This is a genomic window from Pseudomonas peli, from assembly GCF_050563605.1.
GTDB classification, from domain to species: domain Bacteria; phylum Pseudomonadota; class Gammaproteobacteria; order Pseudomonadales; family Pseudomonadaceae; genus Aquipseudomonas; species Aquipseudomonas peli_A.
Map to the genome: position 1 here is coordinate 170,502 of NZ_JBNXUH010000011.1, position 25,513 is coordinate 196,014.

The window sequence follows — 25,513 nt, forward strand, 5'->3', positions numbered from 1 at the left end:
GTTACTCCTGAATCAAAGGGTGCGTAGCACCAAGCAGCGGCAAGGTGAGAATGGCGCAGGTGCCACGCCCCGGCCGCGAACGCAGCTGCACATCGCCCTGATGGGCGCGCGCCACTGCCTTGACCACGGCCAGGCCAAGCCCGGTGCCGGTGGTTTTGGTGGTAAAGAAGGGTTCGCCAAGACGCGCCAGTGTCGCGCTGTCTATGCCTGGGCCGTTGTCGCTGATGCACAGGCGCAGCGTTTCGCCGCGCTGATATAGATGAATCTTCAAGCGCGCCTCACGACCACCGGCCTGAATCGCGTTCTCGATCAGATTGAGCACGGTGCCAACCAGGGTGTCGCGGTTGCACAGCAGCTCCCCTGCACGGCTGTCGCACTGCCAGCGCACCTGCATATCCAGCACATGGGGTTCGGCGGCGCTGCGCAGCGCATCGAATAGCGCCTTGGGCGCCAGGCGATCCGGCAGCGGCAGCTCACCACGGGCAAAGATCAGCATGTCGCGCACCTGATGTTCCAGCTCGTGCAGGCGCTCTTTCAGACGGCCAGCAAAACGCTGCTGCTGCTCAACTGGCAGCACCTGCTCGGTCAGGTGGCTGGCATAGAGCAGTGCAGCGGAAAGTGGCGTACGAATCTGGTGAGCCAGAGAAGCAACCATGCGGCCGAGAGCGGACAACCGCTCATGACGGGACAATTGATCCTGCAAGCGCCGGGTTTCTGTCAGATCAGTCAGCAGAACCAGCTGGCCAGGTTCTGCGTGCAGTGAACGGGTGGCAATCGACAAACGTCGGCCATCCTTCAGGGAGATCTCGTGGCCGTCATCCTCGCGCGGAGCGAAGTTGCGCGCGATGACCTGGCGCCAGAGCATACCCACGAGAGGTTGGCCGAGCAGATTGCGCGCCACCGGATTGGCCTCACGCACCACACCCTGACCATCAATCACGATCACCCCACCGGGTAGCAGATCCAGCAGGCTCTGCAGGCGGTGAGCCAGGCGCTCTTTCTCGGCCAGTTCCTGCATACGCTGGGCGCTGACCAAGGCCAACTGCCCTTTAAGCTCGGTCACCCGCGCCTCCAGCATGCTGTAGCTGGTACTGAGCTGGGTCGACATCTGGTTGAACAAGGCAAAGGCCTGTTCGAGCCCGGCACGGCTGGCCTGCTCCACGGGAGCGGGCGCTTCGGATTCTTCAGGGAGTTGGGCGTTAGCGTTCATGGTTCTCTCTCGCGCAGCGAGCCGTCATAAGACAGTCAGTTGCAAGAGAGATAGCAATACCCGTGCCTGAAAAAATATCCTTTTAAATCAATGCCATAAAAAACAAAGCCGAAGGTTTCGTCAAACCTTCGGCTTTATTGGAGGGGCAAGCGCCAAGTCACTGACGATTGCCTGACGCAGAAGACTCAGTCGTCCAGCCCTTCGTCATCACGCCGGCTCATGCCGTACTTGCGCATTTTCTCGACCAGAGTGGTACGACGAATGCGCAAACGCTCAGCAGCACGCGCGACCACACCACTGGCATCGTCGAGCGCCTGTTGAATCAGGCCCTGCTCAAGGTTGCCCAGGTAATCCTTCAGGTCCAGGCCTTCAGGCGGCAGCATGGCCATCGAATCCACGCCAGGCAAACCGGCCAGGATGGTGGCGCGCTCATCCAAGTCCTCACGCAGGCTGGCAACCAGGGTCTCGTCTTCATCATCGACATGGCGGAATTTCTTCGGCAGCTCGCCTACACCAATCACGCCATAGGGATGCATGATCGCCATGCGCTCGACCAGGTTGGCCAACTCACGCACGTTACCCGCCCAGTCATGCCGGCACAGCGACATAATCGCCGCCGAGTTGAAGCGGATGGAACCGCGCTTCTCAAACTCCATGCGCGAAATCAGCTCATTCATCAGCAGCGGGATGTCCTCGATGCGCTCACGCAGCGGGGCCATCTCGATCGGGAACACGTTCAGGCGGTAATACAGATCCTCACGGAAGCTGCCGTCCTCGATCATCTTCTCGAGGTTCTTGTGAGTGGCGGCAATGATCCGCACATCGGCGCTCTGGGTCTTGTTGCTACCGACCCGTTCAAAGGTGCGCTCCTGCAATACGCGGAGCAGCTTCACCTGCATCGGCAGCGGCATGTCGCCGATTTCATCGAGGAACAGGGTGCCGCCATTGGCCAGCTCAAAGCGCCCGGCACGGCTGGTGATAGCACCGGTGAATGCGCCCTTCTCGTGGCCGAACAGTTCGCTTTCGAGCAACTCGGCAGGAATTGCACCGCAGTTAACCGGTACAAAAGGCGCTTCACGGCGCTTGGAGTGGTAATGCAGATTGCGCGCGACCACTTCCTTGCCAGTGCCCGATTCGCCAAGGATCAGCACGCTGGCCTCGGTATCGGCCACCTGCTGCATCATCTGCCGCACTTGCTGGATGGCCCGGCTGGTGCCGACCAGACTGCGGAACAGATTGGTCTCGCGCTGACGCCCGCGCTCGCGGGCCTGGTCATACATCTCGCGATAAACCTGAGCGCGGTGCAGAGAGTCGAGCAGCTTGTTGTAGCTCACTGGCATTTCCAGAGTCGCCAGAACACTTCGACGCTGCTCTTCCGGCCACTCGGCAGCGGCCTGATCGTTAATCAGCAGCGTCGGCAGGAACTCATCCCAAGCCGCCAACTGCTTGAGCATTTCCAGCACGCCGCCTTTGGCTTTCACTTCGCCAAGCAAGACGCTGAGCACTTCACGACTGGACGCCAGCTCCGCTACACATTGACGCCAGTTCTGGCTGTCGCTGGCCAGATGATCTTCACCCAGAAAATTCAAAATCACCGTCAAGTCACGACGGCGCTCGCTGTTATCGTCAATCAGGAGGATTTTGGTTTCACGCCACATAATTTTATTTACTGATCCTGGAGTGAAAAACGCGCCCGCCGCCCAAATACCGCTCAATCCAGCGACGGCAACTGGCCACTAGTTAAGTCAATTTTTTGTTAATAGTCAATTTTATGGCGTGCTTTTTATTGTGTCCGCCAAGCAGACTAAGCAGCTGTTTAACAACGAAGGGGGGATATCGGGGCAGAACGCGGACAGATACCAGAGGGTCGATACCAGGCAGCACCGACCGAAAGCACCAATCAACCAAACAGCTGGTAGACCTTTGCGCCTTGTTGCGACTGATTCAGCTGTACAAGCTCATGAGCAAGACGCTGTTGCTCGGCCTGGCAGACGCTGACCAGCTCACGATAAAGATCCAGCAACTCCTGCATGCGCGCACGCAGAGTCTCTTCATCGCTGGCGGACTCGACCATGGCTTCGTCAACAGCCTGGCGGCACTGCAGATCCAACTCGCCAATGGCGGCCCAGTCCTGGGTAGCCAAAGCGGTACGCAAAGCACTGCCGGTTTCTTCTAGACGCTGCACGGATGAACTCATAAACAATTCCTCAGGCGGGAAACAGCATCACTCGGCGATGGCATCCCAGCCAGCTTTTACATTGCGAAGCAGGCCTGCAACCTCATCCAGCGGCGCTATTTCATTCTGCACGTTGGCATCAACCAAACGTGTAGCCATGTATTCGTAGAGACTATCCAGATTGGCAGCCACTTCACCGCCCTGCTCCAGATTCAAACCTTCGCGCAAGCCGCCAATAATGCCGATGGCTTTACTGATCAGCTCACCTTTAAGGGCGACTTGATTGCGCTCCATGGCACCACGAGCTTGGGCCAAACGGGTGAGCCCACCCTCCATCAACATTTGGATCAGCCGATGCGGGCTGGCTTCAATAGCCTGAGCCTGGGTGTTGACGGTTTGATACTGCTTGAGGGCCGCCATCGCGTTCATCGTTGTTCTCGCTGTTCTGTTTGCTGGATACCTTGGGTATCGGCGCTACAGAGCAAAGCTTTAGCAACGAAATCAGTTTCCTACAGCCGGCTCAACCTCAGGACCGATGGCATCCCAGGCACTCTTGATCTGCTCAAGCAACGCCTGAACTTCATCCAGAGTGCGCGGCGTGCTGTCGAGCGCTACGCCTGCCAGACGACGCGTCATATAGTCGTAAAGCGAATCCAGATTCTCGGCAATCTCGCCGCCCAGCTCCTTATCCAAGCTGGCCTGCAATACGCCGAGAATGGTGATGGTGCTACCAACGGCCATACCGCGAATCTCGGCATCACCCTCAAACTGTGCATGTTTAGCCAGCATCACCCTCTGCAACGCCCCCTCAAGCAGCAACTGAACAGTGCGATAAGGTGAAACATCATGGCTGGTATTAACCTGCTTGTAGGTATCAATCGGCTTCTTGCTCATTATTTATCCTTTCTCACGAAACCTGGCAGGCTCGCGAGTTGATTGGCCAGGCTTTCACTGGTTTTCTGCAGACGCCCGACCAGGGAGTCCATTGCGTTGTACTGAGCATAAAGACGCGTTTGCAAGCTTTCTACTCGAACAGCCAGTGCTTTGCGTTGTTCATCGACCCCGACCTTGGTGGCTTGCAACGCATCAGTACGCTGCTTGAGCACGCCGTCAGTACCCACATAAGCACTAACTGATTTGGAAAGACGCCCCATCAGGCCATTGTCGCCCGCAAGATAACCGGCAACCTGATCGAAATTGCCATCCAGAGCTTTAGTTAGCATAGTGTCATCAAGCTTGAGCTGGCCGGTTTTCCAATCAGACGCAATACCTAAATCTGCCAGTGCACGGACACCACCCGCACCGGTTAACTCCACCATTTCGTTTCGCAAACTGGACAACACATTGCGTATAGAGGAGTCACCAAGCAAGGGGCCGGTTACCGGCTTGCCCCCGTCGACAGGAACAACAGCAGTCAGTTGAGAGGTCGTGCTGATCAACGCGTTGTATGCATCAACAAATTTCTGCAGGTTGCTCTTCACGCTGCCCTTGTCGACCCCCACAGTGACACTGATGGTCTTACCGTCAGCCAAATCGGTAGAGCTCTGCGCCGCAGCGAGATCAAGCGTTACGCCCTCAAGAGCGTCATCAATACGGTTGGTGTCGCGGACCAATTCCAGACCATCAATGGAAATCTTGGCCGACTGGGCCTTGGTGATCACACCACCAGCACCCGTAGTGGAGTCAGGCTTAACGAAAGCATCGGCATTGCCGGGGTCAACGGTCGGAGTAAACGCCTGAGAAGTCAACGCGTTGGCTCCAGTCGTCACATTATCTTCGTTGGCCACGACCTGGATATCATTTCCAGCACCGCTCTTGGTAGAGCTCAACACCAATCGCGAACCTGAATCATCCGTGATGATAGTGGCACTCACACCGCTGCTTTTTCCCGCCTCATTGATAGCATCACGCATACCGGCCAGGGTGTTATTGCCTGAGGTAATGTTGACACCGAAGCTCGAGCTACCCGCAGAAATAGTCAGTGAACCACTATTGAATGTAGCGGTGTTGCCACCAGTGACCGACTGCAGCGCCACCTTGCTGCTGGTCGCCAGCTGCTTGACCTGAACGTTGTAACTGCCTGCTGGGGCAGTGGTTGCGGCAGTAACCTTAAGGGCACTGGTGTTGGAAGAGCTCGCCGTTCGCGACTCGAACAAGGAGGCCTTATTCAGCGAGTCAACGGCGGTCTTGAAGGTGTTCAGGGCGCTGGTTAGCGAACCCATGGCCGAGATGCGCGCAACAGTGGTCTTCTCGAGACGGTCCAGCTGATTGGTTTTTGGAGCCCTTTCGGCATTAACCATCGCTGTGACTATTTCGTCGATTTTGATTCCTGAGCCAATGCCCGTAATCCCGACCATGCTTCACCTCGCCAAAATAATGACTGCAACACGCTAGATAGATGCTAACAGTCAAAAGCTGTGCCAACCCTGTTGGCTAGGCCTCAGCTTTGAATAACAAACTACGAACCTCCGAAAGATTCTCTGCTAGTTGCAGTGCTTCTTCAGAAGGGATCTGTCGGATCACATCACCCGACCCTGCATCGGTCACCTTGACCACCACACGTCCACTGCCCTCTTCGAGGGAAAAATTCAGGCTACGACGAACCGATTGGACAAAGTCCTGAATCGTCGCAACTGCTGCCTCGACCTCTTCGCGAGAGGCCGCAGAACCACTTTCAACCTTTGTGGCACTACCGGTTGCGGCATCCTCAGAAGGCTTACTCTCAACAGCATCGGCCACAACCTTGGCAGAAGCATTTGGCGCACGCTCTGCTTTAGAAGCAACAACGGTGGATGCAGGCGAACTTTGAATAGAACCAATGTCCATAATTCTCTCCTCAGAATGAGGGAACGGGGAGAAGAGCTGAGCCCTTCTCCCCGCAGTCTAGCGCTTTTACCCTTAACCGAGCAGGCTGAGTACAGCCTGTGGCAACTGGTTAGCCTGGGCCAAAATCGCAGTACCGGCCTGCTGCAGGATCTGATTTTTGGTCAGTTCCGATGTTTCGGCAGCATAGTCAGTGTCACGAATCCGGCTACGGGCAGCCGAGGCGTTCTCAGAGATGTTCTGCAGGTTCGAGATGGTGTTCTCGAAGCGGTTCTGCACCGCACCTAACTGGGCTCGCTGGCTATCAATGTTGGATATCGCGCCATTGACAATCCCCAGCGCACTCTGAGCCCCTGCCGTGGTGCTGATATCGATACTGGCGACCGAGTTCAGTTCACTGAAGCCTGGAGTGCCAAAGCTAGTGTCGATACCAGTAACAGAGAAGGCATCAGCAGCCTCAATCTGTACACCGCCATCAGTACGCGCGCCACCGGAAGCCAAGGAACCAATAGTAGCGACTTCACCGCCGTCATCATAATCAAAGCCGAAAGCAAACAAGCCTGCAGAAGTACCAGAGCCAGCGCTGTCGGTGTAGTTTTCAATGACAATGCTTTCACCGCGGTCACTGATGAGTTCAAGAGTCCCACCACTGGCCTTGGCAGCAATACCAGTAGTACCCGTTTCCTTGTTGATTGCATCCGCCAGGCTGGAAAGTTCAGAGGCATCAGCAACGTTTGCCGAGATGGATACACCAGTACCGGCCTTATCATTAGCACCATACAGAGTGAACGATACGGTACCCGAGGAAACACCAGACATTTGAGACAGGTTACGTGCGTTGGCTGTTACACCTGTGCTGTCCGAAACCTTGTTAATCGAGCTGGCGATATCACGCGCGGAGATCGCACCGCCACTGGCGGTGTTGTAGGTGAAGTTAGCGGTACCCAGTTTACCGACGATTGTACCGCTGGTGCCCTGATACCCCTGATCACCTGAGCTCAGAGCAGCGAAGCCACCACTGGAGCTGGTTGCAGCGATGCCGCTGGAGTCATAGCGGTTGATACCGATACGACTAGCATCCGAAGAACCGATCGATACGTTGATAGTTTCGTAGGCATTAGCGCCCACCTGGAAGCTCTGCGAGCCGAAGGTGCCGTCAAGAATCTTACGACCACCAAAGCTGGTGGTATCAGCAATACGGTTCATCTCTTGCTGCAGCTGGGCAACTTCACCCTGCAGGGCTGCACGCTCTTGCGCGCCGTTAGAGCCGTTGGCGGCTTGCAGGGCCAGATCACGCATACGCTGCAGGATGCCGGTAGATTGCTGCAAAGCACCTTCAGCTGTCTGCGCCAAGGAAATACCATCGTTGGCGTTACGGGTAGCAACGTTCAGACCATTGATCTGGCTGGTAAGACGGTTGGCAATCTGTAGACCAGCAGCATCGTCTTTAGCGCTATTGATGCGGAAACCAGTAGACAGGCGCTGGAGGGATGTATCCAGACCTTTGGACGAGCTATTCAAGTTACGTTGAGTGTTAAGGGACGCAACGTTTGTGTTGACTGTCAGGGCCATGGTGTATTCCTCCGAAGGACCTTGCTTATTTGTGTGCCTGATGTGTGCGACGCATGGGCCTGCATACTCAGGCGCCCAAAATGTTCGCATTCGGTATTTTTATCGGCACCCCATGCCGGAGCTTTAGAGAATTCTGCGATATTTTTTTCTCTATCCCCAGCAACCACTTAGCTCACACAGCACCAGCAAATAACCTTCCTGACGGGTTGCCGACGCGGCTTCGCCCCCGTTGACGTACAACATTTACTCTTTCGAGCCCTTCGAATTAACTCGGCAGCCAAGCTTCACGCCAGCGGTCGAGATTTTTTCCGTCGAGCATCCACTCGCCCAGAACCCGAACACGTAACTCATCCCCCTGCGCAGCAGCTGCATCAAGATCGTTGATGTGCATGCGAATCGCATCCACCCAATCCTTAAAGCGGTTTTTGACCCTGGTCACAGGCAGGTCTCCCTGATAACAACGCACATCGCTACAGATAACGGGGAAGCCACATGCACCATATTCAAGAAGCCGCAAATTACTTTTACATTCGTTGAACAGGTTTTGTTCGACAGGCGCCAGGGCCAGGTCAAGGTCCAAGCGTGCAAGTGCCTGCGGGTACAGCCCTATATCGACGCCGTCCAAGCTTTCTTTGACATAGGGACGAATTTCTTTGGGGCACATGCCAAGAAATACCCAATCAACCTCGCTGGCCAGCTCTTTGACCACATCGACAATCAAACTCAGATCACCGCTATGACTGATCCCACCGGCCCAACCGACGCGAGGTTTCTGACCACGTCGACGCTGACTCGACAACCCCCGCCACCATTCTTCAGGCAAGCAATTCCTGGCTACGACGATATCGTCATGCAGACCAGAAAATGCCTCCGCCATGGCATCGGTAGAAACCACAAAGCGATCGACATAACTCAACCCCCGGCGCAACGAACGCAAAATATCCTTCGGCATACGTTCACGATGCACGCTTTTCATTGGCAGATTAGGCAGATAGTCATCCAGTTCATAGACCGTGAAAGCCCGAGAAAACGCCTTAGCCCGGCGCATGGCCTCTAACCGATCATCACCAATCTGGCGCTGCAGAATCAGTACATCCGGGTCATAACGCTGCAGGTCAACTGCGTGCAAAAGACCGTATGACAGCATCCCGTCTACCTTGCCCTGCTCACGCAAAACCTTGAATGGCTGGATGACCCGATAATTACCGCAGCCCCAGGGATCAGCAGGATGCGCAAGTACAACAGGTAAAGGCTTCCAAACAAGCGGACGCCAGGTCAGCTGTACATCCGGCTCAAGATCAAAGCCACGACCATTCAGCGAAAGATTGCGGTTATAGGCAGGATCACAAGCAAGGGCCGGCAGCCACTTTTCATACATAGCGTCCTGTTCGTCAGCGAAGCGTTTGCGCTTCGCTTCGGCAGCCTTCGGCTCAATACGCTTCTGACTCACACTACCTTCGTGCATGACGACCGAGTGCGGTGTCCACACAATCAAGTGGCCCGCTTCACGAACCTTCAAGCACAGATCGACATCGTTGTAAGACACTTTAAAGCGCTGCTCATCGAGCCCACCAACCGCTTCATAGATAGACTTACGGATCATCAGGCAAGCAGCCGTAACTGCGCTGTAATTCTGATCAACTTCCAGCCGCTGCATATAACCAGGGGCATTCATCGACTCGCCAATAAAGGGATGATCAGCCGGCCCACGCAGCCCCAGCACCACCCCGGCGTGTTGAATCTTACCGTCCGGATAAAGCAGCTTGGCGCCGGTTATGCCCACCTCAGGACGCAGGGCATGGTTGAGCAGCTCGTCAAGCCAAGTCTCGCTGATAATTGCTGTGTCATTATTCAGCAACACCAGATACTCGCCACGCGCTTCGCGGGCCGCCATATTGTTGATGGCCGAGTAGTTAAACGGGTGTGGGTAACGCAGTACCCGCACTTTTTCTTCACCCATCTGCTCCACACCGGCAAGCCAGGCACGAGCTTCAGCCGTTTCGCTGGCATTATCGACAATCAGCAGCTCGTAATTTGCGTAAGCTGTTTTCTCCAGCAAGCTCTCGACGCAACGTTGCAAGATTGGCAACTGATCCTTGGTCGGCACGATGATCGAAACCAGCGGCTGCTCGCGATGGCCGTAGCGGATGCGATAACGCCCCGGAAGGCTATGCAGCAACCGTGCCTCGGTATAACCACGCCGCTGCAGATGTGCCAGCAAGGCCGCCTGTTCGTCAGCACTGTCGATCAATGTGGGTGCAGTGGTTATCAATAACGGCTCATCGACGTGACCAAACCCAGCCATCCCGCTCTGCTCAATCAAACGCAACAGTAATTCGAACTCCAGCGCGCTAGCGAATCGAGCATCGAAGCCACCCACCTCGACGAAGATTTCACGACGGAATAGCCAGTGGCGCGCCATAACAGTTGGGAAGCTGAGCAGCATGTCCAGATTAAAACCTGGACGGAAGGCCGCACCAAGCGCGCCATCTGCCGTACGCTGCAATTCATCACCATAAATGGCCCGGAAACCGTCTGAATCTACCAACTCCAGAGCGGCCATCATCAGGCCGCTAGGGGTGAACTCTTCACCAGCATCAACCAGCATCAACCAATCAAAATCAGCCGTCCGCGCCACCTCGTTGATTGCAGCAACGTAGTTATCCGGCCTGACGGAAACGAAGTGCAACTTGGCATCTGGCTTGGTCAGTGGCACATCGGCAGTAGTCAGCGCAATGATCTTCAGTGTGGCGTATAGCCCTTGTTCAAGACCCAAGCTACGAATCGTCTTCATTAGCTGCTGCGTGTCACCCAGCAGGTCAAGAATCAAAATACCTAAACGCGGACCGCCAGCATGCTGGCAGAAATAGTCATTAACCAATTGATTCTGTATAGGCGTCGGCAAGCGTGCTTCCAACCACCGTACCAATTCAGGCCTGTCCGGTACGGCAATGGGAACACCGCCTGCGTCACAGTGGGGGGCTGGCATGGCAACCACTGTAGGAGCCAACACCGGCTGCGTTTGGGGTAAGCGCGCCGCCTCGTCTGCCAACCGCTGACGTAAAGCAAATAAATGCCAGTCAGCAGCCTGATCCCCGAGTGCACGGCAACGAACCTGACCTTCGGGCTGCGGACGATAGAGCCCCATCGAGCGGATTTGCGTGGCAAATACCTGCACACCCTTGCGCCACAACGGCAGCATGTCGCCCTGCTGTTGGCGCTGCTCGGCATGCTTGCGGAAGCAGGAGAGCGGCTCACACAGATACGCCAAGCCGCCATGACGCAGCACGTTGACATACATGGCTAGGTCATTGATGGCGCGCACCGTCTGGCCACCAAGGCAACAGACGTTTGGTGTGATGTCTGCCAGGTGCGCACGGCGGAACATCACCGTACTGGGCTCACCAATAAAGTTCATGGGCCCTTCAGACAGGTAGGAGATGAGATCCTCACCATGGATCAAACTGTCTTCGACAAAGGGGTTGCAGGTGGCCGGCATGTCCGCCAGGGGTAGCCCGCATTCATCGATCAGCAAACGCCGACTAGTCACCAAGCTGACTTCGGAATGGTTGAGAAAGACCTCGACCATGCGCGCAACGCAGTCATTCAGCAGAATGTCATCGTCATTAAGGAATTTGACGAACTCACCTTGAGCCTCAACTACACACTGGGTGTAGTTCATCAGCCCACCGAGGCCTGGCCGGTTGCGAATTACCCTGATCGGATGACGGCTGTGCCCGAGATGGCGCTCAAGAATGCGCTGGATACCCTCATCCGGGCAGTCGTCACTGACCAAGATTTCCAGTCGTTGATAACTCTGGGCTAACGCACTAAGCAGCGCCACCTCGAAGTGACGTGGCTTGAAGGTGGGAATCACGATACTGACGAGGGGTTGGTTGCTCACGTGCGTTTTCCTTAGTGAATCAATGCGGGTGGCTCAAGCGCCACGGCGATTCATTTCAAGCATCGAGAATATGGGAGTGACTGCTCAGCACTTCGCGCACTTTCTGCGGACTGTTCCACATCAATACATCGAGCACCGAAAGCCCCGGTTCGAAGGTATAGGGCACGGTGTCGTAGCGGAACTCGTCGAATTGCATAAAGCCGAGCTGGATACCATTACGGGCAAAATCCTGCAGATCGAACAGGTCACGGCCGCCAGGCGGATTCAGATAGAAGCTAGCGCCCAGCTGCTGGCTGATCGCCGGCGCCCAACCTCCGGGGCTGTCGATATGTTGCAGCTCCAAACCCAGCTCCGAACAGACCGAATAATCGAACGGCAGCTCGAGATAGGCGCATACCGCTGCCAATCCCTGTACGTTAAGTTCGACCAGTGACTCACTCGCTACCGCGTCGAAAGTACGATTCACCAACTGCACCACCTGTTCATAGAACGGCGCTTTGCGCCGGTAGTGGGTCAGCTTGCCGAGCACACTGATGCGGGTCTTTTGCAAGTCCTGCACACGAGCCTCATGAGTCGCAATGGCGATAGATGAGTTGGCCAAAGGTACGTTGATGTAGTTCCAACCGGCTTGGGGGTGCAGTACGCGGTTACGACTCATCCAGGACTTGGGAGTGTACTGGCTGACATCGAACACCACCCAGCGCTCGGTATGGGCGATCAGCGCGAAGTGACCGAGGTACGGGAAGAAGTACGGCTGCATGATACCCAGTCTCACGCCAGCCCTCCCAGATTGCGGCGAACACTGGCGGCTTGCTCCTGAGCCGCGCGGACGATTTGACCAATGCGCCGCGCACCGGCCACGTCTATCGGTTGGCCGATCGGTAACTGCAGCACCTTGGTACACAACGCCTCGGTTACCGGCAGACGCTCGGCCACCTGCGGGTAACGCTCGTCATAGGGCGTGCAGCGGTGGATGCCGGGGTAGAAATAACGCCGCGCCAACACGTTTTCCGCGCGCAACACCGCCTGTAGCTCATCACGGCTGAGGCCGAAGCATTCGGCATCAATCTCACAGACCACATATTGGTAATTGGTCGCGCTCACCGCCTGCGGTTCGATCAGACGCAAACCCGGCAAACCGGCCAAAGCATCGCGATAGGCGGCGAAAATATCCCGGTTGCGCTCGAGGGTCTGAGCGAAATTATCGAGGCTGAGCAAAGCGATGGCCGCCTGCGCTTCGGACATGCGGCCGTTGGCGGTACGACTGACATGTACCGGGTGCCCAGCGCCATAACTGCTGCGGATATTGCGCAGGCGAGCAGCCAGCTCATCATCATTGGTGCACACGCAACCGCCTTCGGCGGCGCTCAACACCTTGGTGGCGTGGAAGGAAAACACTTCAAGGGCGCCAAAGTTGCCGACCGCCCTGCCCTGCACCGCGCAACCAAAGGCATGGGCTGAATCGTAATAGAGCGGCACGCCACGACGCTCGGCGAGCTGAAGTAGTCGGTCATGGGCGCAGACATCGCCCCACAGGTTGACTGCCAATATCGCGCTGACGTCATTGTCTGCCAGCAGCTCTTCCACCCGAGCAGGATCGAGCTGATGGGTCAAGGGATCGACATCGCAGAACAACGGATCCAACCCCGCCCAGGTGAGCGACTGCGACGTGGCGATAAAGGAGAACGCTGGGGTGATCACCTTACCTCGCAGGTCCAGGGCATCGGCGGCCATCAGCAGACCGATGGTGGCATTTGTGACGCAAATGGCGTGACGCACGCCAAGACGCTCCTGCAACACCTGCTCCAGTTGCTGGGTCAACGGTCCCTGGTTGGTGTAGTACTGGCGCTCGAAGATGCCGCGCATGGCTGCTTCATAGGCGGACCATTCGGGAAAATACAGCTGACCGACCGGCAGCGGCTGCTCGAACGCTGGAGTGGCGCCAAGGATGGCGAGTTCGACGGCGCTCATATGGCAATCCTCTGGCGCAATTCGTCGGCATGGGCATGGAAAAAGCCCAGCATGGCAACGATGGCATGGATGTCCTGCTCATCGACGAAATGGCCACAAGGCAGCAGCACAAAGCGTTCGGCGAGCCGCTCGGTCACTGGCAGCGAGCCGCCGATAGTCGGGTAATCGGTGGGTTTCTGGTGCAGCGCCGGCGAATAATAGGCGCGAGCGAGAATGCGTTCGGCGTTGAGCAGGCTCAGGGTCTGCGCCCTGGGCAGCGGCCAATCGTCGAGCAGCTCAATCAGAATGTTCTTGAAGCCGCTCCGCTGGCTTTCGTCAAACTCGACAAGGCGCACGCCCGGCACGCCCGCCAGCTCCCGACGATAAGCCAAGTAACGCTCACGATTGCGCGCCACCTGCGCGTCCAAAGCATCCAGCCCGGCCAGGGCCATGGCAGCATGCACTTCGTTGAGTTTGGCGTTCATGCCCAGTTCCTGAACGTTATCCGGGGTGTAAAAACCGAAACCACGCATGCGCACCAGTTTGGCCGCCAACTCGGCGTCGTTGGTGGTGATGTATCCGCCCTCGAAGCCATTGAGCAGCTTGCTGGCATGCAGCGAGAAACACTCGGCCCGAGCGAAGCTGCCGACTTTGCGCCCGGCATAGGTTTCATAGACCGATTCAACGGCATCGATAAACACCGGAATACCGCTTTCCTCGGCCAGCGCCTCCAGCCCAACTGCATCGCAGCAATTCATGATCGGATGCACGCCGAGAATCAGCGCGGTCTGTTCGTTCAAATGCGGGCGCACAGTGTCGGCACTCAGCCCCAGGGTATGCGGATCGACTTCACAGAAGCGCGGCACCAGGTCGGCCCAGGCCGCCACATCGGCCATGCGCCGATAGGTCAGCGAGGGCATGACGATTTCCCGACGCCCCGGCAACGCCAGGCATTTGATCGCCAACACCAGCGCCCAGAAGCCGCTGCAAAAAGTGACGCAGTGACTGGTTTGATGGAACTCTGCCAAGCGCCGCTCCAACAGCTGCACCAACGGCCCATTGTTGGTGAACTGATGAGCCTCGTAAAAGGTCCGCGAATACTCCAGAAAACGCTCGAAATCCGGCTGAACCAGGCTCGACGTCGAGCGCGGCAGATCGAACAGTGGCTGGCCGCCGAACAGCGCAAGCTCATCACAACTGGATTTGGCACTCATGGGCGCGCGCGTTCGAGCAGGGCGTCATAGCGGTAGTGCGCCGTGTAGAAGCCCTTGGGCATAAGCTGGATATGCGCCTGCCAGCCGCAATCGGCAGCCAGTTGGCAGAACTCTTCGGCGCTACGCCAGATGCCGATTTTCGAGTCGTGGTGCTTGAGTTCGGCGGTATGGTCACGGCCATCGGTGTAGAAGTCCTGATAACGCTCGAGATCCGGCAGATTGCCGATAAACACCCGCTCGACCTGGCTGTAATCGCGGCACAAAGTGGTCAACACCAGGCGCGCGGTGGCCTCGGGGAAATATGGGAAGCTGCCATAGCACAGCACCTTGGTAAAACGCGTCGGATCGGTCTCGGCGGTTATGTACTTGCCGACATCGGCCAGCTCGAAACGTCGTAGCGGTAGCTGTTCGAAATAACGCTTGGCTACCTCGATCAGCACCTCGGAATAGTCCACACCATAGACTTCAGCGCAATCATCGAAGAAATAGCGCGATAGAGCGCCATTGCCGCAGGCCAGATCCAGCAGGCGGTCACCTGACTGGAAGGCCAGCGCATTTTTGATGGTCGCGACTATCAGTTGAATCTGCTCTTCCGAAACCGGCTGGCCATTGACCGACCGTTTGATCTGCCCCCAGAAGTCATCGGGAGCTAGGTTTTTCGGGTATTCCTTGAAATCTGATTCCACGGGAGTTCACCCCTACCTACTGCGATTAAATTGATCGCCGTCCGCGGATGGCCGCCTACCAACAGCTTAGGTCATCCTTCCGGCGATCCCATCATGCCGTTATGCGCGTGCAATATAGAGAATGCTGCTCGGTTTCAGGCCCATTGCCGCGTACGCCTCGGCACCGAAGTAGTCGATACCGTACTGGTCGACGCTGAAACCGTTGTCCTCGATTTTGCGCACGTAATCATCGTGGGCGTATAGCCGTACGTGATCATTCTGCCCATAAAGACGCCAACGTCCGGCGTCATCGCTAACGCTTGGGTCTTCTAGAGTGTGTTCGATACCAACGATGATTGGAGCCATTAGAATGCCGTAGCCGCCACCACGGGTGATACGGCGCAGCTCACGAATCGCCTTGCCGTCATCGGCCACATGTTCAAGTACATGGCTGCAGATAAAGAAATCGTACGCGTCGTCAGCAAACGGAATGTCCATCAGATCAACCTGATAGTCCACTCCCTTCATGACTAAATCTGCGGTTGCATAGTCGAAAAAACGGCTGCCACGGATCAACCGAGACATCGCCTGTTCCGGCGCGAAGTGCATGACCTTGGCACCTTGGCGCAAACGTCCGGCAGCTACTTCCTGTTCCATCCAATAGACGTACAAACGTTCACGATCAGTCGCACCGCAACGCGTGCAGGTGTAGCTATCGTGGGCCGTCATCTCGCCCTGGCCGTAATGCACGAAACCATGACGTCGGGCGTTCTCTCGATAGAATTCGGGAATCGCAGCAAAAGTGACATTCGCTTGCTTGCATACAGGACAGGGATAAAGCGCTGGGGCTCGGCTCTGCGAAACAGCAGCAACTACCGGTTGTTGCTGCACCGGTTTCGAGGGCGGCAATTCTGTTTGCTGTCCCTGTTGCTCAAGAATGCCGAGCAGGTTGTTGGCGACCAAATGTTCGCTTTCACCTTGCAGCGCAAGGGCCTGGCGAAAAAACTGCAGGGCGCTCGGTGTATCGCCCAACTTGTAATGGATTACGGCCAGATCATTGGCCAGTTCGGCATAAAGCCCAATGGACTGCCGAACCTGTTCAAGAAGCGCCAGCGCACCAGTAAGGTCGCCAGCGGCAAAGGCCTGGTAGGCCTGTTCTTTGATTACCTGCAGATCATTCGCCATAAAAGCCTCGTACTCGGCACGCGCCGAAGACACCCGAAAACTCATCAGGTGACGCCAGGAAAAACGTCAATGATTTGGCCAAAGGCCGTACTGATGAGGGCATTTGCAAAATGCTAGCCAACTCAGTACGGGAGTAAGCACAAGAATAGTGCGCTTACGGAGGGGGAATCAGCGCAACTGATTAAACAGATTCAACCCGGCGATCTTCACGTAGCTCTGCTGCGCGGCTTCAAGAATGATGGTCTGGAATGACAAGCGTGACAACGCTTCAGCGTAATCCAACTCACGCAGATCAGCCTGCACGGCCTTGTTGACCAGGGTGACATCTTCGTTATCAATTTCAGTGGTGTCGATCAGATTCAGCCGAGCGCCGATTTCCGTCTGTACCTCCAGGACTTTACCCATGCCGTTATCGAGATTAGTCAGCGCAATCGCCACTTCATCGCGCACACCAAGATTACCGGCGGGTGATGTAGGTGACGATTCCAAAGCTTGGCGCAAACGGCTGATGGTGTTGAGGATGCTGCGCTGCTCCTGAAACTGCGGCTGCACACCAAACTCGTCACCACCGGCAACCGCTGCAGGGGCCGACAGAGTGAAGTCCGCACCGAACACACTGAATGTTGCCGGATAGGGTCCGACTACAGTGCCAGTGTCAAGTACCGGGCTGCCAGGCCCGACTGGCTGGGAGTAGACCTCGTAATTAGTGTCATCGGTAAAGCGCAGCACGATACCGGAGGTCGGGAACAGGCTATCGAAGTCTATCTGGTTGCTGATACCTACCGGAGCAACGATCGCAGCCGAGTTGTTGGTTGACGAGCGATTGACGGCAAAGTCTGTTGGTGCCGACTGCAGCGTGAAACTATGAGTATTGATACCCGGCGTTCCCGGCGTGGCGGTATTAGCCAGCAGGTTGTCCAAATCCAGCTCGTTGTCCCCGGGCTGCAACACCACATCCAACTGAAAGCGCATGCCGCGGAAATTGATGGTATTGCCGCCACTAACCAAGGGATCAATCAAACCGCCACCCGGCACCTCGGACGTAACGTCAGCACCGGCGCTGTCATAGATACGAAACTCAGTACCGCTGATAAACGCCAGTGAATAAGGCTCGCCAGCGCGGAAATCACTGTTGAAGGCCTGATTGTCCTGCACCAGGCCAGGCGACATAAATACCCGCTGATCTGCCGTCGGCAGCGCCGGAATGCTTGTGGCCGGTAATGGCGGAGTCGGTAAAGCGGCGTTATTGACGCCAAGCGCATTGATAATCCGATTGGCATTGCTTACATCTTCAAACAACCGCTTGCCGTTATCGTTGATCGCCACGTTACTTGAGCCGGCTACCTGCAGGCTGCGCTGGCCCTCATCGCCCTGATAGGAATAGGTACCATCGGGATTACGCAAAAATGGTTCGGTTTTACCGAGAAAGCCACTGAACAGGTACTCACCACGGGCGTTGCGGCTGTTCATCAGATTGAGCAGCTCGCCCTCACGCTCGCCCAGTTCCTTGGCAATCGATTTACGGTCATCAGCTGACAGCGCACCGCCGCCGGCCTGCACCGCCAGTTCGCGGATGCGCTGCAGAACGTTGACCACCGATTTGATGGTGGTTTCTTCCTGGGTCAGGCTGTTCTTCGCCGCGGTGAGGTTTTCCTTGTACTGGCCCAGAACGGCCTGCTGCTGTTCGAGCTGCAGCAGGCGTACCGACGCCACCGGATCATCGGCCGGGGTGAGAATACGGTTACCACTGCTGATCTGCTCCTGGGTGCGGATCAGGTTGGAATAGTTGCGCCCAAGGCCACTGACACCGTTATTGAAGGCCTGGATCGAAGAGATGCGCATAACCATAAAACTAACCTCGAAGTTCTAGACGGCGCGTCAGAACGTGTTAATCAGTGTATCGAACAGGCTGCGGGCAACTTGAATGATCTGCGCCGACGCCTGGTAGTACTGTTCGAACTGAATCAATTTGGCCGCTTCTTCATCAAGGTTGACCGCTGAAATCGAATCACGGTTATCGGTGGCCTGCTTGAGAATAGCGCCAGTGGCCTCGCCATCGACCCGCGCCTGGCTGGTCAGGGTGCCTACCCGCTCCACCAGATCGCCATAGGCATCGGTAAAACTTGAGCCGGTGGTCGCCGGCGCCAGAGGATTGATCCCAATCGTCGCGCGGCTCTGCAGATCAATCAGCTTCAGGGCGTTACGGTTATCAGACACCCCATTGGTGTTGAAGGAAACCGAGAAATTATCGCCACCCTGGGGCCGGCCGCTGATACTTACTTCATAGTCAAAAGGTACTGGCACCGGCGGTGGCCCGACCGATGCCGGCACGGTAATGGTCAGGGAGTTGTTCTGCCCTGGCACTATGACCCCGCTGTCGATAGGGGCCCCACCGCTGAGGTTGAACACCTCATAAGTCTGAGTAGCACCACCAGCTGGCCCCATCACGATGCGCAGCGGCGGCGCATTACGCAGACTGGTTTCCAGATCGGCTTGCGCCACTGGGTCATAGATGTCGATTTCAGTCAGCAGGGTTGGCTGACTGATCACCCCGGTACCGATATTCGCCGGGCTGGTTTGCGATTTCAGTGGCGCAGCAAAGGCCAACTCTTCCGGCCGTTTCATATCTGCGCGGATGGACTCGCCAGCATTGCGCGTGGGCATCACGCGAAAACGGTCACCGGCGGCAAAGGTGCCACTGGCAACGTTTAGCGAGATGCCGTCGAACTCCGCCGCTGGTACCACAGTGATGTCGAACGGACCAAAGCTGGTGCCATCACTGACGCGCCGCACGGTGTAATCGGTCGTACTGGTGAATTCCACCTCATAGTCGCTGGTGGTCAGCTGGGTAGTGTCTTCGATCAATACGTTGAGATTGCCAGGAACAATAGGCAACGGGCCGCCCAAATCGCCGGTATTCCCAACCCGCGCCAGGCTGCGCTGGCCGATCAACAACGGATCATTCAGCTCACGAAACAGGCCATTGCCAAACTGACCATTGAGGTCCAGGCCCTGGCCCAGCTGACGGTTGACTTGATCGGTAACCGACAGCGCCAGGCGCCCAACCGAGTTCAGCGTGGTATCCAGCACATCTTCGCGGTAGCGGATCAGCCCGCCCATCTCGCCGCCGGTAATCAGCGAGGTAATACCCTGGCGCGAGTTGCCGCTGACAAATTGCACCTCACTGCGCAGCGGGTCGGACAAGCCCGGCACCACTTCCAGGCGCGAAGCCTGGCTGCCCACCACCAACGGCTGGCCTGACCCCACAAACAGGTTGTAGCTGTTGTCATCCTGGGTGACGACCGTCACACCAATAAAGGTCGACAGCTTACGCACCGCTTCTTCGCGGGCATCGAGCAGATCATTGGGCTGCTGGCCGTTGGATGCGGCAATCGCAATGGCCTCGTTGTAACCGGCAATCGACCCAGCTAGCTGGTTGACCTGATCGGTCACCGCCGACAACTGCTTGTTGATAAAGGCGTTCTGCTCGTACAGGCGGTCGTATACGGTATTGAAGCGTTTGGCCAAGCCCTCGGCTTCGGACAACGCCAGCTGCCGTGCAGGAATATTGGCCGGGTCTTCAGCGGCAGTTTGCAGCGCAGCAAACACCTTCTGCAGGCCCGGGTTGACACCGGTGGTACTGCCGGCCAGCAACGAGTCGAGCTGGTTGATCTGGCTCAGGTAGCTCTGGGTATCGCTGTTGAGCGCCGTGCTGCTGCGCACCTGGGTATTGAGAAATTCGTTATAGATGCGCCGCACATCGACCAGCGTGGTGCCCGAGCCGATATAGCCCGCACCGCTGAACTGCGGAATGCGCGTGGCCTGGATCGTCTCCTGGCGCGAGAAACCCGGCGTATTGACGTTGGTGATGTTATGGCCGGTGACTGCCAGCGAAGTCTTGTTCGCCGACAGCCCGGACAGGCCAATATTGAGTAAGTCAGCCATGTTTCATCATCCGTTAGTGGACGGCGTACTGACTGCCGCAACTGTTTGATAGGTCTGCATCTGCCGCGCTATCTGGGCGATCTTGCGGGCGTACTGCGGGTCCGTGGCGTAACCGGCTTTCTGCAACTCACGGGCGAACTGCTCAGGCTTGTCGGTGTTGGCCAGGGCTTTCTCGTAACGGCCATTGCCCTGCAGGAAGCTCACAAAATCGTTAAAGCTGTGCTCGAAGGAGTCATAGGCGCGGAACGAGGCCGCTTCCTTGACCGCCTTACCGCCCTTGAACTCGGTGGTCAGCACCCGCGCCGAGTCGCCTTCCCAGGTGTTATGGGTCTTGATGCCGAACAAGTTATGGCTGCTGGTTCCGTCCTGCTGGCGAATGATCGACTTGCCCCAACCGGTTTCCAGCGCGGCCTGGGCCACCAGGTAACGCGGGTCGACGCCAATCTTCTCGGCGGCCTTCTCGGCCATCGGCAACATGGCGGCAATAAATTCATCCTTCGAGCCGAACGCAGCTTTGCCCGGCGCCAGTGGCGGCTGGGCAATGCGCCGACCGGTGATCGCGTCCATGCCGTTCAAGCCCAGCGCGGTATCGGCGGGTGCGGCAAAGGCCTTGGCGGGAATCCAATCGTTCTGCGCCAAGGGCTGGCCATCGGCGGCAGTGGTCGATGGCACGATGCCCGCCAACAGACGATCAGTCAGCTTGCCTGGCAGCGACAAGCGCCGTTGGTTGATCAATGAGGTGTCATCACGCGCGCCGTCGACCTTGGCCAAAGGTTTGCTCGGCGCGCTCGGTACCGGCTCATCAACCTGGGCAAAAGGATTGGGGCGGCTGCTGGCATCCTTGATCTTCGACATCTGCCGCACCAGCACGTCGGCCAGGCCGATACCGTTCTGGTGATTGGACATGGTCACCGACAGCTGCTGGTCATGCATGTCCTGGTAGGTTTTGCTCTCGTTGCTGTTCATGAAGTTGCCTTCACCGAACACTTCGTTGGCCGAGCGCATAGCCTTGAGCATTTCATTGAGAAACAGCGACTCGAACTCCTGAGCCACCTTCTTGATGTTCTTTTCGCTGTCACCGCCGACCTTGAACTGGTTGAGGCGATTGAGATCGTTGTAGGCACCACTGTCGACGGTGCTGGTGCCGCCGAGCAAACCGGCTGAAAGGCGAGAGTCCATGGCGTGCGCTCCCTTAAATCACGATCAGATCAGCCTGCAGAGCGCCGGCTTGTTTCAGCGCCTCCAGGATGGCCATAAGGTCGGAAGGCGAAGCGCCAACCTGATTCACCGCGCGGACGATTTCATCCAGCGTGGTCCCGGGACCGAACTTGAACATCGGCTTGGCTTCTTCATCGGCATTCACCCGCGAGCGCGGCACCACGGCGGTCTGGCCACCGGACAATGCTTCCGGCTGGCTGACAATCGGGTCTTCGGTAATGGTCACTGTCAGGCTGCCGTGGGTTACGGCGGCAGGCTGCACGCGTACGTTCTGGCCAATCACGATGGTGCCGGTACGCGAATTGATGATGACCTTGGCCACGGCCTGACCGATCTCGACTTCGAGGTTTTCCAGAATCGACAGGTAGTCCACCCGCTGACCCGGATCCAGCGGCGCGCTGACGCGAATCGAGCCACCATCCACCGCCTGCGCGACGCCTGGGCCGAGCAGTTCGTTGATATGGTCGACGATATTCTTCGCGGTGGTGAAATCCGGACGATTGAGATTGAGCGTCAGGGTGTTGCCCTGATCGAAACCACTTGGCACCGGCCGCTCGACCGTCGCGCCGCCAGGAATGCGACCCGCCGACGGCACATTGACGGTAATCCGCGAGCCGTCGCCGCCTTCTGCGTCAAAACCGCCGACCACCAGGTTGCCCTGGGCAATCGCGTAAACGTTGCCGTCGATACCCTTGAGCGGCGTCATCAGCAGGCTGCCGCCACGCAGGCTCTTGGCGTTACCGATGGAGGACACGGTGATGTCGATGGTCTGCCCGGGCTTGGCAAACGCCGGCAGATCCGCATGGATCGACACCGCAGCGACGTTCTTCAGCTGCACGTTGCCGCCTTGCGGCACCTTGATGCCGAATTGCGCCATCATGTTGTTGAAGGTCTGCACGGTGAACGGCGTTTGCGTGGTCTGGTCGCCGCTACCGTTGAGGCCAACCACCAGGCCGTAGCCAATCAACTGGTTAGTGCGCACGCCCTGAATGCTGGCCAGGTCCTTAAGCCGCTCGGCCTGAGCCAGCGAAGCCAGCAACAGAGCGGCCGCAGCCAGTAGGTACTTGGAAAGGGTCATGGTGGCCATCCTCAGAACGGCCACATTGGGCTAAGAAAGAAACGGCTCATCCAGCCCGGCTGACTGGCATCGGCAAAAGCGCCAGTACCCGAGTAGGTGATGCGCGCATCGGCAATCCGGGTTGAGGACACTGTGTTGTCGGTGGCGATGTCATCGGCGCGCACCAGGCCGGCAATCCGCACCAGCTCATCGCCGGTATTGAGGGTCATCCACTTCTCACCGCGCACCAGTAGGATACCGTTGGGCATCACTTCGGCGACCGAAACGGTAATTGAACCGGTCAGGCTATTGCTCTGCCCAGCCGCGCCGGAACCCTCGCTCTCACGGGTGGCGTCAAAGCTGGCTTCCAGGCTGAGGTTGTCATTGGTCATGCCCAATGCGCTAAGACCTGCCAGTGGGTTTTTCGGCGAAACGGCCATGCCGAACAAATTGGGCACGCCCAGGTTGGCCGAACTGTCTTTGCTGATCTGGCTGTTGCTGTTCTTGCTGGCCTGGGTGCGCTCATTCAGGGTGATGGTGATGATGTCACCTACACGATAGGCCTTGCGGTCGCCAAACAGGCCATTCTCGAAACCAGCCTGATAGATCGAGCCATTGTTCTGCGCCGCTGGCAGCGGGGTACGCGGCATCACCGGAGCGTAATAGGGATCATCCGGCTTAGGCGCGGGAGCCATGCAGCCGCTCAAAGCCAGGGGGCCAAGCAGTGCACTTATGATTATCAGCCGGTTCATATCTACTACCTCATGCGTTGCCTGGGGTGGCGTGCAACGTGAGCCACCAGTGCCAGTTCAAGCGATTCCTTGCTGTTATCAGGGCCAAGCCAGCCGCAGCGCGACTAACCCGCCTACTTATCAAAGATTCTGCGAAATAAAGCCGAGCATCTGGTCAGCAGTGGAAATGACCTTGGAGTTCATTTCATAGGCGCGCTGAGTGGTGATCATGTTCACCAGTTCCTCGACCACGCTGACGTTGGAGTTTTCCAGGGTGTTCTGCAGTGTGGTGCCCAAGCCGTTCAGGCCAGGCGTACCGACCTGCGGTGCGCCGCTGGAAGCGGTTTCCAGAAACAGGTTGTTGCCGATCGCTTCCAGACCCGCCGGGTTGATAAAGTCGGCGGTCTGCAGGTTGCCGACGATCTGCGGCTGCGGGTTGCCAGAGGTGGTCACCGATACCGTGCCGTCTTCACCCACGGTAAAAGTGCGCACCTCGTTGGGCAGCACGATGGCGGGCTCCAGGGCATAACCGTTGGATGTCACCACCTGGCCATCGGAGTTCAGATGAAAGCTACCGTCGCGGCTATAGGAGACGGTGCCGTCAGGCAGCAACACCTGGAAGAAACCCCGGCCGTTGATTGCCATATCCAGCGGCTGTTCGGTGGTTTGCAGGCTACCGGCAGTGAAGATTTTCTGCGTACCCACCACCCGCACACCGGTACCCAGCTGCAAGCCGGACGGCAATTGGCTGTCCTGACTGGACTGGCCGCCAGGCTGACGACGGATCTGGTACAGCAGGTCCTCGAACTCGGCGCGATCACGCTTAAAGCCAGTGGTCGAGACGTTGGCCAGGTTGTTGGAAATAGTGGTCAGGTTCATGTCCTGAGCGGACAGACCGGTCTTGCTGACCCACAGTGCCGGAAGCATATCGATTCTCCTCGGGCGTCGTTTTAACGACGCCGCGTGCTGATAATTAGGTCATCTGCAAGACGCGCGCCATGGCCGCCGAATTGTCTTCGGCGGTGCGCATCATCTTCACTTGCAATTCGAATTGGCGGGACAGCGAGAGGATCGCGGTCATCTCTTCCACGGCGTTGACGTTGCTCGACTCAAGAAAGCCCGATGTGATTTCCATATTGGCGTCCGCCTGCACCGGGCCCTGGCCCTTGAAGCGAATCATCCCGTCGGTGCCTTTCTCCATCTGCTTGAGGTCCGGGTTGACCAGTTTCAAACGGTCTACCTCAGCCAGCACGTTGGGTGCCTCACCCAAGGCACGAATGCTGATGGTGCCGTCCTTGCCGATCTCTATTTTCTGCTCTGGCGGTACCGCAATCGGCCCAGCGTTGCCCATCACCGGCAAGCCGTTGCCGGTACGCAACACGCCCAAGGCATCGACGTTCAGGCTGGCGGTACGCACATAGGCTTCAGTGCCGTCCGGCGCTTGCACGGCCAACCAGCCCTTGCCGCCAACTGCCACATCGAGATCGCGGCCGGTTTCCTGCAGAGAACCTGGGGTGAAGTCAGTACCCGGGCGTTCGCTCATGGCGTAGACCCGCGACGGATAACTGTCACCAAAGATCGGCATGGAGCGCGCCTGCTCAAAATCCCGGCGGAATCCATTGGTGGTGATGTTTGCCAGGTTGTTGGCGTGGGCACGCTGGGCCAGGGTGTTGTTGTGGGCACCAGTCATGGAAACGTACAGCATCTTGTCCATGGTTATTCTCCGAGTGGGCTTGCCGCCCCGCTGCTCTATGCAAGCTATAAAGCAATGGTTATGCCAGTACTCGAAAAATAGAAATAAGCCATTGATAAATATGAATTTTAAAAAATAAAAAAGGCTCAGAATGAGCCTTTCAAACGCCA

General features: G+C 57.2%; 21 protein-coding genes. All 21 read right to left on the reverse strand.

The features are described from left to right. Position 1: 1 nt before the first annotated feature. The 21 genes from ACQ4LH_RS15065 to ACQ4LH_RS15165 all read right to left on the reverse strand — a co-directional run bounded on the left by ACQ4LH_RS15065 (position 2) and on the right by ACQ4LH_RS15165 (position 25,364). Entirely contained in the window at positions 2-1,210 is a 1,209-nt protein-coding gene (locus ACQ4LH_RS15065; RefSeq protein ID WP_430697890.1) for a sensor histidine kinase, read from the reverse strand. A 185-nt stretch (positions 1,211-1,395) separates the two neighbouring features. Next, a complete protein-coding gene (locus ACQ4LH_RS15070) occupies positions 1,396-2,868 on the reverse strand; it encodes a sigma-54 dependent transcriptional regulator (RefSeq protein ID WP_430697891.1) in 1,473 nt (490 codons plus the stop codon). 242 nt (positions 2,869-3,110) lie between these two features. Next, entirely contained in the window at positions 3,111-3,407 is a 297-nt protein-coding gene (gene fliT, locus ACQ4LH_RS15075; RefSeq protein WP_430697892.1) for a flagellar protein FliT, read from the reverse strand. Positions 3,408-3,434: 27 nt separating this feature from the next. Next, the gene (gene fliS / locus ACQ4LH_RS15080; protein ID WP_275961294.1) at positions 3,435-3,815 is read right to left on the reverse strand and encodes a flagellar export chaperone FliS; all 381 of its coding nucleotides are present in this window, start codon (positions 3,813-3,815) and stop codon (positions 3,435-3,437) included. A 72-nt stretch (positions 3,816-3,887) separates the two neighbouring features. Continuing rightward, a complete protein-coding gene (fliS, locus tag ACQ4LH_RS15085; protein ID WP_430697893.1) occupies positions 3,888-4,280 on the reverse strand; it encodes a flagellar export chaperone FliS in 393 nt (130 codons plus the stop codon). Continuing rightward, positions 4,280-5,743 (reverse strand): flagellar filament capping protein FliD, encoded by a 1,464-nt coding sequence (gene fliD / locus ACQ4LH_RS15090; protein ID WP_430697894.1) that lies wholly within the window; start codon positions 5,741-5,743, stop codon positions 4,280-4,282. The genes fliS (ACQ4LH_RS15085) and fliD overlap by 1 nt, the downstream gene beginning before the upstream one ends. A 76-nt stretch (positions 5,744-5,819) precedes the next feature. Beyond that, entirely contained in the window at positions 5,820-6,212 is a 393-nt protein-coding gene (locus tag ACQ4LH_RS15095) for a flagellar protein FlaG (protein ID WP_430697895.1), read from the reverse strand. Between the two features lie 72 nt (positions 6,213-6,284). Beyond that, on the reverse strand, positions 6,285-7,781 hold the full coding sequence (locus ACQ4LH_RS15100; protein ID WP_430697896.1) for a flagellin: 1,497 nt from the start codon (positions 7,779-7,781) through the stop codon (positions 6,285-6,287). Positions 7,782-8,046: 265 nt separating this feature from the next. Next, entirely contained in the window at positions 8,047-11,685 is a 3,639-nt protein-coding gene (locus ACQ4LH_RS15105) for a glycosyltransferase (protein WP_430697897.1), read from the reverse strand. A gap of 55 nt (positions 11,686-11,740) precedes the next feature. Next, positions 11,741-12,460: a WbqC family protein gene (locus tag ACQ4LH_RS15110; protein WP_430697898.1), complete on the reverse strand. Its 720-nt coding sequence runs from the start codon at positions 12,458-12,460 to the stop codon at positions 11,741-11,743. Beyond that, positions 12,457-13,656, reverse strand: coding sequence for a DegT/DnrJ/EryC1/StrS family aminotransferase (locus ACQ4LH_RS15115; protein WP_430697899.1), 1,200 nt, complete (start codon positions 13,654-13,656; stop codon positions 12,457-12,459). The genes ACQ4LH_RS15110 and ACQ4LH_RS15115 overlap by 4 nt, the downstream gene beginning before the upstream one ends. After that, positions 13,653-14,849, reverse strand: coding sequence for a DegT/DnrJ/EryC1/StrS family aminotransferase (locus tag ACQ4LH_RS15120; protein WP_430697900.1), 1,197 nt, complete (start codon positions 14,847-14,849; stop codon positions 13,653-13,655). Before ACQ4LH_RS15120 ends, ACQ4LH_RS15115 begins: the two co-directional genes overlap by 4 nt. Continuing rightward, positions 14,846-15,535, reverse strand: coding sequence for a class I SAM-dependent methyltransferase (locus ACQ4LH_RS15125; RefSeq protein WP_430697901.1), 690 nt, complete (start codon positions 15,533-15,535; stop codon positions 14,846-14,848). The genes ACQ4LH_RS15120 and ACQ4LH_RS15125 overlap by 4 nt, the downstream gene beginning before the upstream one ends. A 99-nt stretch (positions 15,536-15,634) precedes the next feature. Continuing rightward, complete coding sequence (locus tag ACQ4LH_RS15130) at positions 15,635-16,699, reverse strand: methyltransferase domain-containing protein (protein WP_430697902.1); 1,065 nt, start codon at positions 16,697-16,699, stop codon at positions 15,635-15,637. Between the two features lie 168 nt (positions 16,700-16,867). Then, positions 16,868-18,547 (reverse strand): flagellar hook-associated protein 3, encoded by a 1,680-nt coding sequence (locus tag ACQ4LH_RS15135; protein ID WP_430697903.1) that lies wholly within the window; start codon positions 18,545-18,547, stop codon positions 16,868-16,870. Between the two features lie 30 nt (positions 18,548-18,577). Continuing rightward, complete coding sequence (gene flgK, locus ACQ4LH_RS15140) at positions 18,578-20,644, reverse strand: flagellar hook-associated protein FlgK (protein ID WP_430697904.1); 2,067 nt, start codon at positions 20,642-20,644, stop codon at positions 18,578-18,580. A gap of 6 nt (positions 20,645-20,650) precedes the next feature. Then, a complete protein-coding gene (flgJ, locus tag ACQ4LH_RS15145; protein ID WP_430697905.1) occupies positions 20,651-21,823 on the reverse strand; it encodes a flagellar assembly peptidoglycan hydrolase FlgJ in 1,173 nt (390 codons plus the stop codon). A 13-nt stretch (positions 21,824-21,836) separates the two neighbouring features. Then, positions 21,837-22,940, reverse strand: a complete 1,104-nt coding sequence (locus tag ACQ4LH_RS15150) for a flagellar basal body P-ring protein FlgI (RefSeq protein ID WP_430697906.1) — start codon at positions 22,938-22,940, stop codon at positions 21,837-21,839. An 11-nt stretch (positions 22,941-22,951) separates the two neighbouring features. Further along, the gene (gene flgH / locus ACQ4LH_RS15155; protein WP_430697907.1) at positions 22,952-23,671 is read right to left on the reverse strand and encodes a flagellar basal body L-ring protein FlgH; all 720 of its coding nucleotides are present in this window, start codon (positions 23,669-23,671) and stop codon (positions 22,952-22,954) included. A gap of 120 nt (positions 23,672-23,791) precedes the next feature. Then, a complete protein-coding gene (gene flgG / locus ACQ4LH_RS15160; RefSeq protein WP_274088298.1) occupies positions 23,792-24,577 on the reverse strand; it encodes a flagellar basal-body rod protein FlgG in 786 nt (261 codons plus the stop codon). 46 nt (positions 24,578-24,623) lie between these two features. Beyond that, on the reverse strand, positions 24,624-25,364 hold the full coding sequence (locus ACQ4LH_RS15165; RefSeq protein WP_430697908.1) for a flagellar basal body rod protein FlgF: 741 nt from the start codon (positions 25,362-25,364) through the stop codon (positions 24,624-24,626). Between the last annotated feature and the right edge of the window lie 149 nt (positions 25,365-25,513).

What these genes read in the sequence shown, in the direction of transcription:
- ACQ4LH_RS15065 (WP_430697890.1), bottom strand. Translation starts at nt 1,210, where the DNA reads ATGAACGCTAACGCCCAACTCCCTGAAGAATCCGAAGCGCCCGCTCCC.
- ACQ4LH_RS15070 (WP_430697891.1), bottom strand. Translation starts at nt 2,868, where the DNA reads ATGTGGCGTGAAACCAAAATCCTCCTGATTGACGATAACAGCGAGCGC.
- fliT (WP_430697892.1), bottom strand. Translation starts at nt 3,407, where the DNA reads ATGAGTTCATCCGTGCAGCGTCTAGAAGAAACCGGCAGTGCTTTGCGT.
- fliS (WP_275961294.1), bottom strand. Translation starts at nt 3,815, where the DNA reads ATGAACGCGATGGCGGCCCTCAAGCAGTATCAAACCGTCAACACCCAG.
- fliS (WP_430697893.1), bottom strand. Translation starts at nt 4,280, where the DNA reads ATGAGCAAGAAGCCGATTGATACCTACAAGCAGGTTAATACCAGCCAT.
- fliD (WP_430697894.1), bottom strand. Translation starts at nt 5,743, where the DNA reads ATGGTCGGGATTACGGGCATTGGCTCAGGAATCAAAATCGACGAAATA.
- ACQ4LH_RS15095 (WP_430697895.1), bottom strand. Translation starts at nt 6,212, where the DNA reads ATGGACATTGGTTCTATTCAAAGTTCGCCTGCATCCACCGTTGTTGCT.
- ACQ4LH_RS15100 (WP_430697896.1), bottom strand. Translation starts at nt 7,781, where the DNA reads ATGGCCCTGACAGTCAACACAAACGTTGCGTCCCTTAACACTCAACGT.
- ACQ4LH_RS15115 (WP_430697899.1), bottom strand. Translation starts at nt 13,656, where the DNA reads ATGAGCGCCGTCGAACTCGCCATCCTTGGCGCCACTCCAGCGTTCGAG.
- ACQ4LH_RS15120 (WP_430697900.1), bottom strand. Translation starts at nt 14,849, where the DNA reads ATGAGTGCCAAATCCAGTTGTGATGAGCTTGCGCTGTTCGGCGGCCAG.
- ACQ4LH_RS15130 (WP_430697902.1), bottom strand. Translation starts at nt 16,699, where the DNA reads ATGGCGAATGATCTGCAGGTAATCAAAGAACAGGCCTACCAGGCCTTT.
- ACQ4LH_RS15135 (WP_430697903.1), bottom strand. Translation starts at nt 18,547, where the DNA reads ATGGTTATGCGCATCTCTTCGATCCAGGCCTTCAATAACGGTGTCAGT.
- flgK (WP_430697904.1), bottom strand. Translation starts at nt 20,644, where the DNA reads ATGGCTGACTTACTCAATATTGGCCTGTCCGGGCTGTCGGCGAACAAG.
- flgJ (WP_430697905.1), bottom strand. Translation starts at nt 21,823, where the DNA reads ATGGACTCTCGCCTTTCAGCCGGTTTGCTCGGCGGCACCAGCACCGTC.
- ACQ4LH_RS15150 (WP_430697906.1), bottom strand. Translation starts at nt 22,940, where the DNA reads ATGACCCTTTCCAAGTACCTACTGGCTGCGGCCGCTCTGTTGCTGGCT.
- flgH (WP_430697907.1), bottom strand. Translation starts at nt 23,671, where the DNA reads ATGAACCGGCTGATAATCATAAGTGCACTGCTTGGCCCCCTGGCTTTG.
- flgG (WP_274088298.1), bottom strand. Translation starts at nt 24,577, where the DNA reads ATGCTTCCGGCACTGTGGGTCAGCAAGACCGGTCTGTCCGCTCAGGAC.
- ACQ4LH_RS15165 (WP_430697908.1), bottom strand. Translation starts at nt 25,364, where the DNA reads ATGGACAAGATGCTGTACGTTTCCATGACTGGTGCCCACAACAACACC.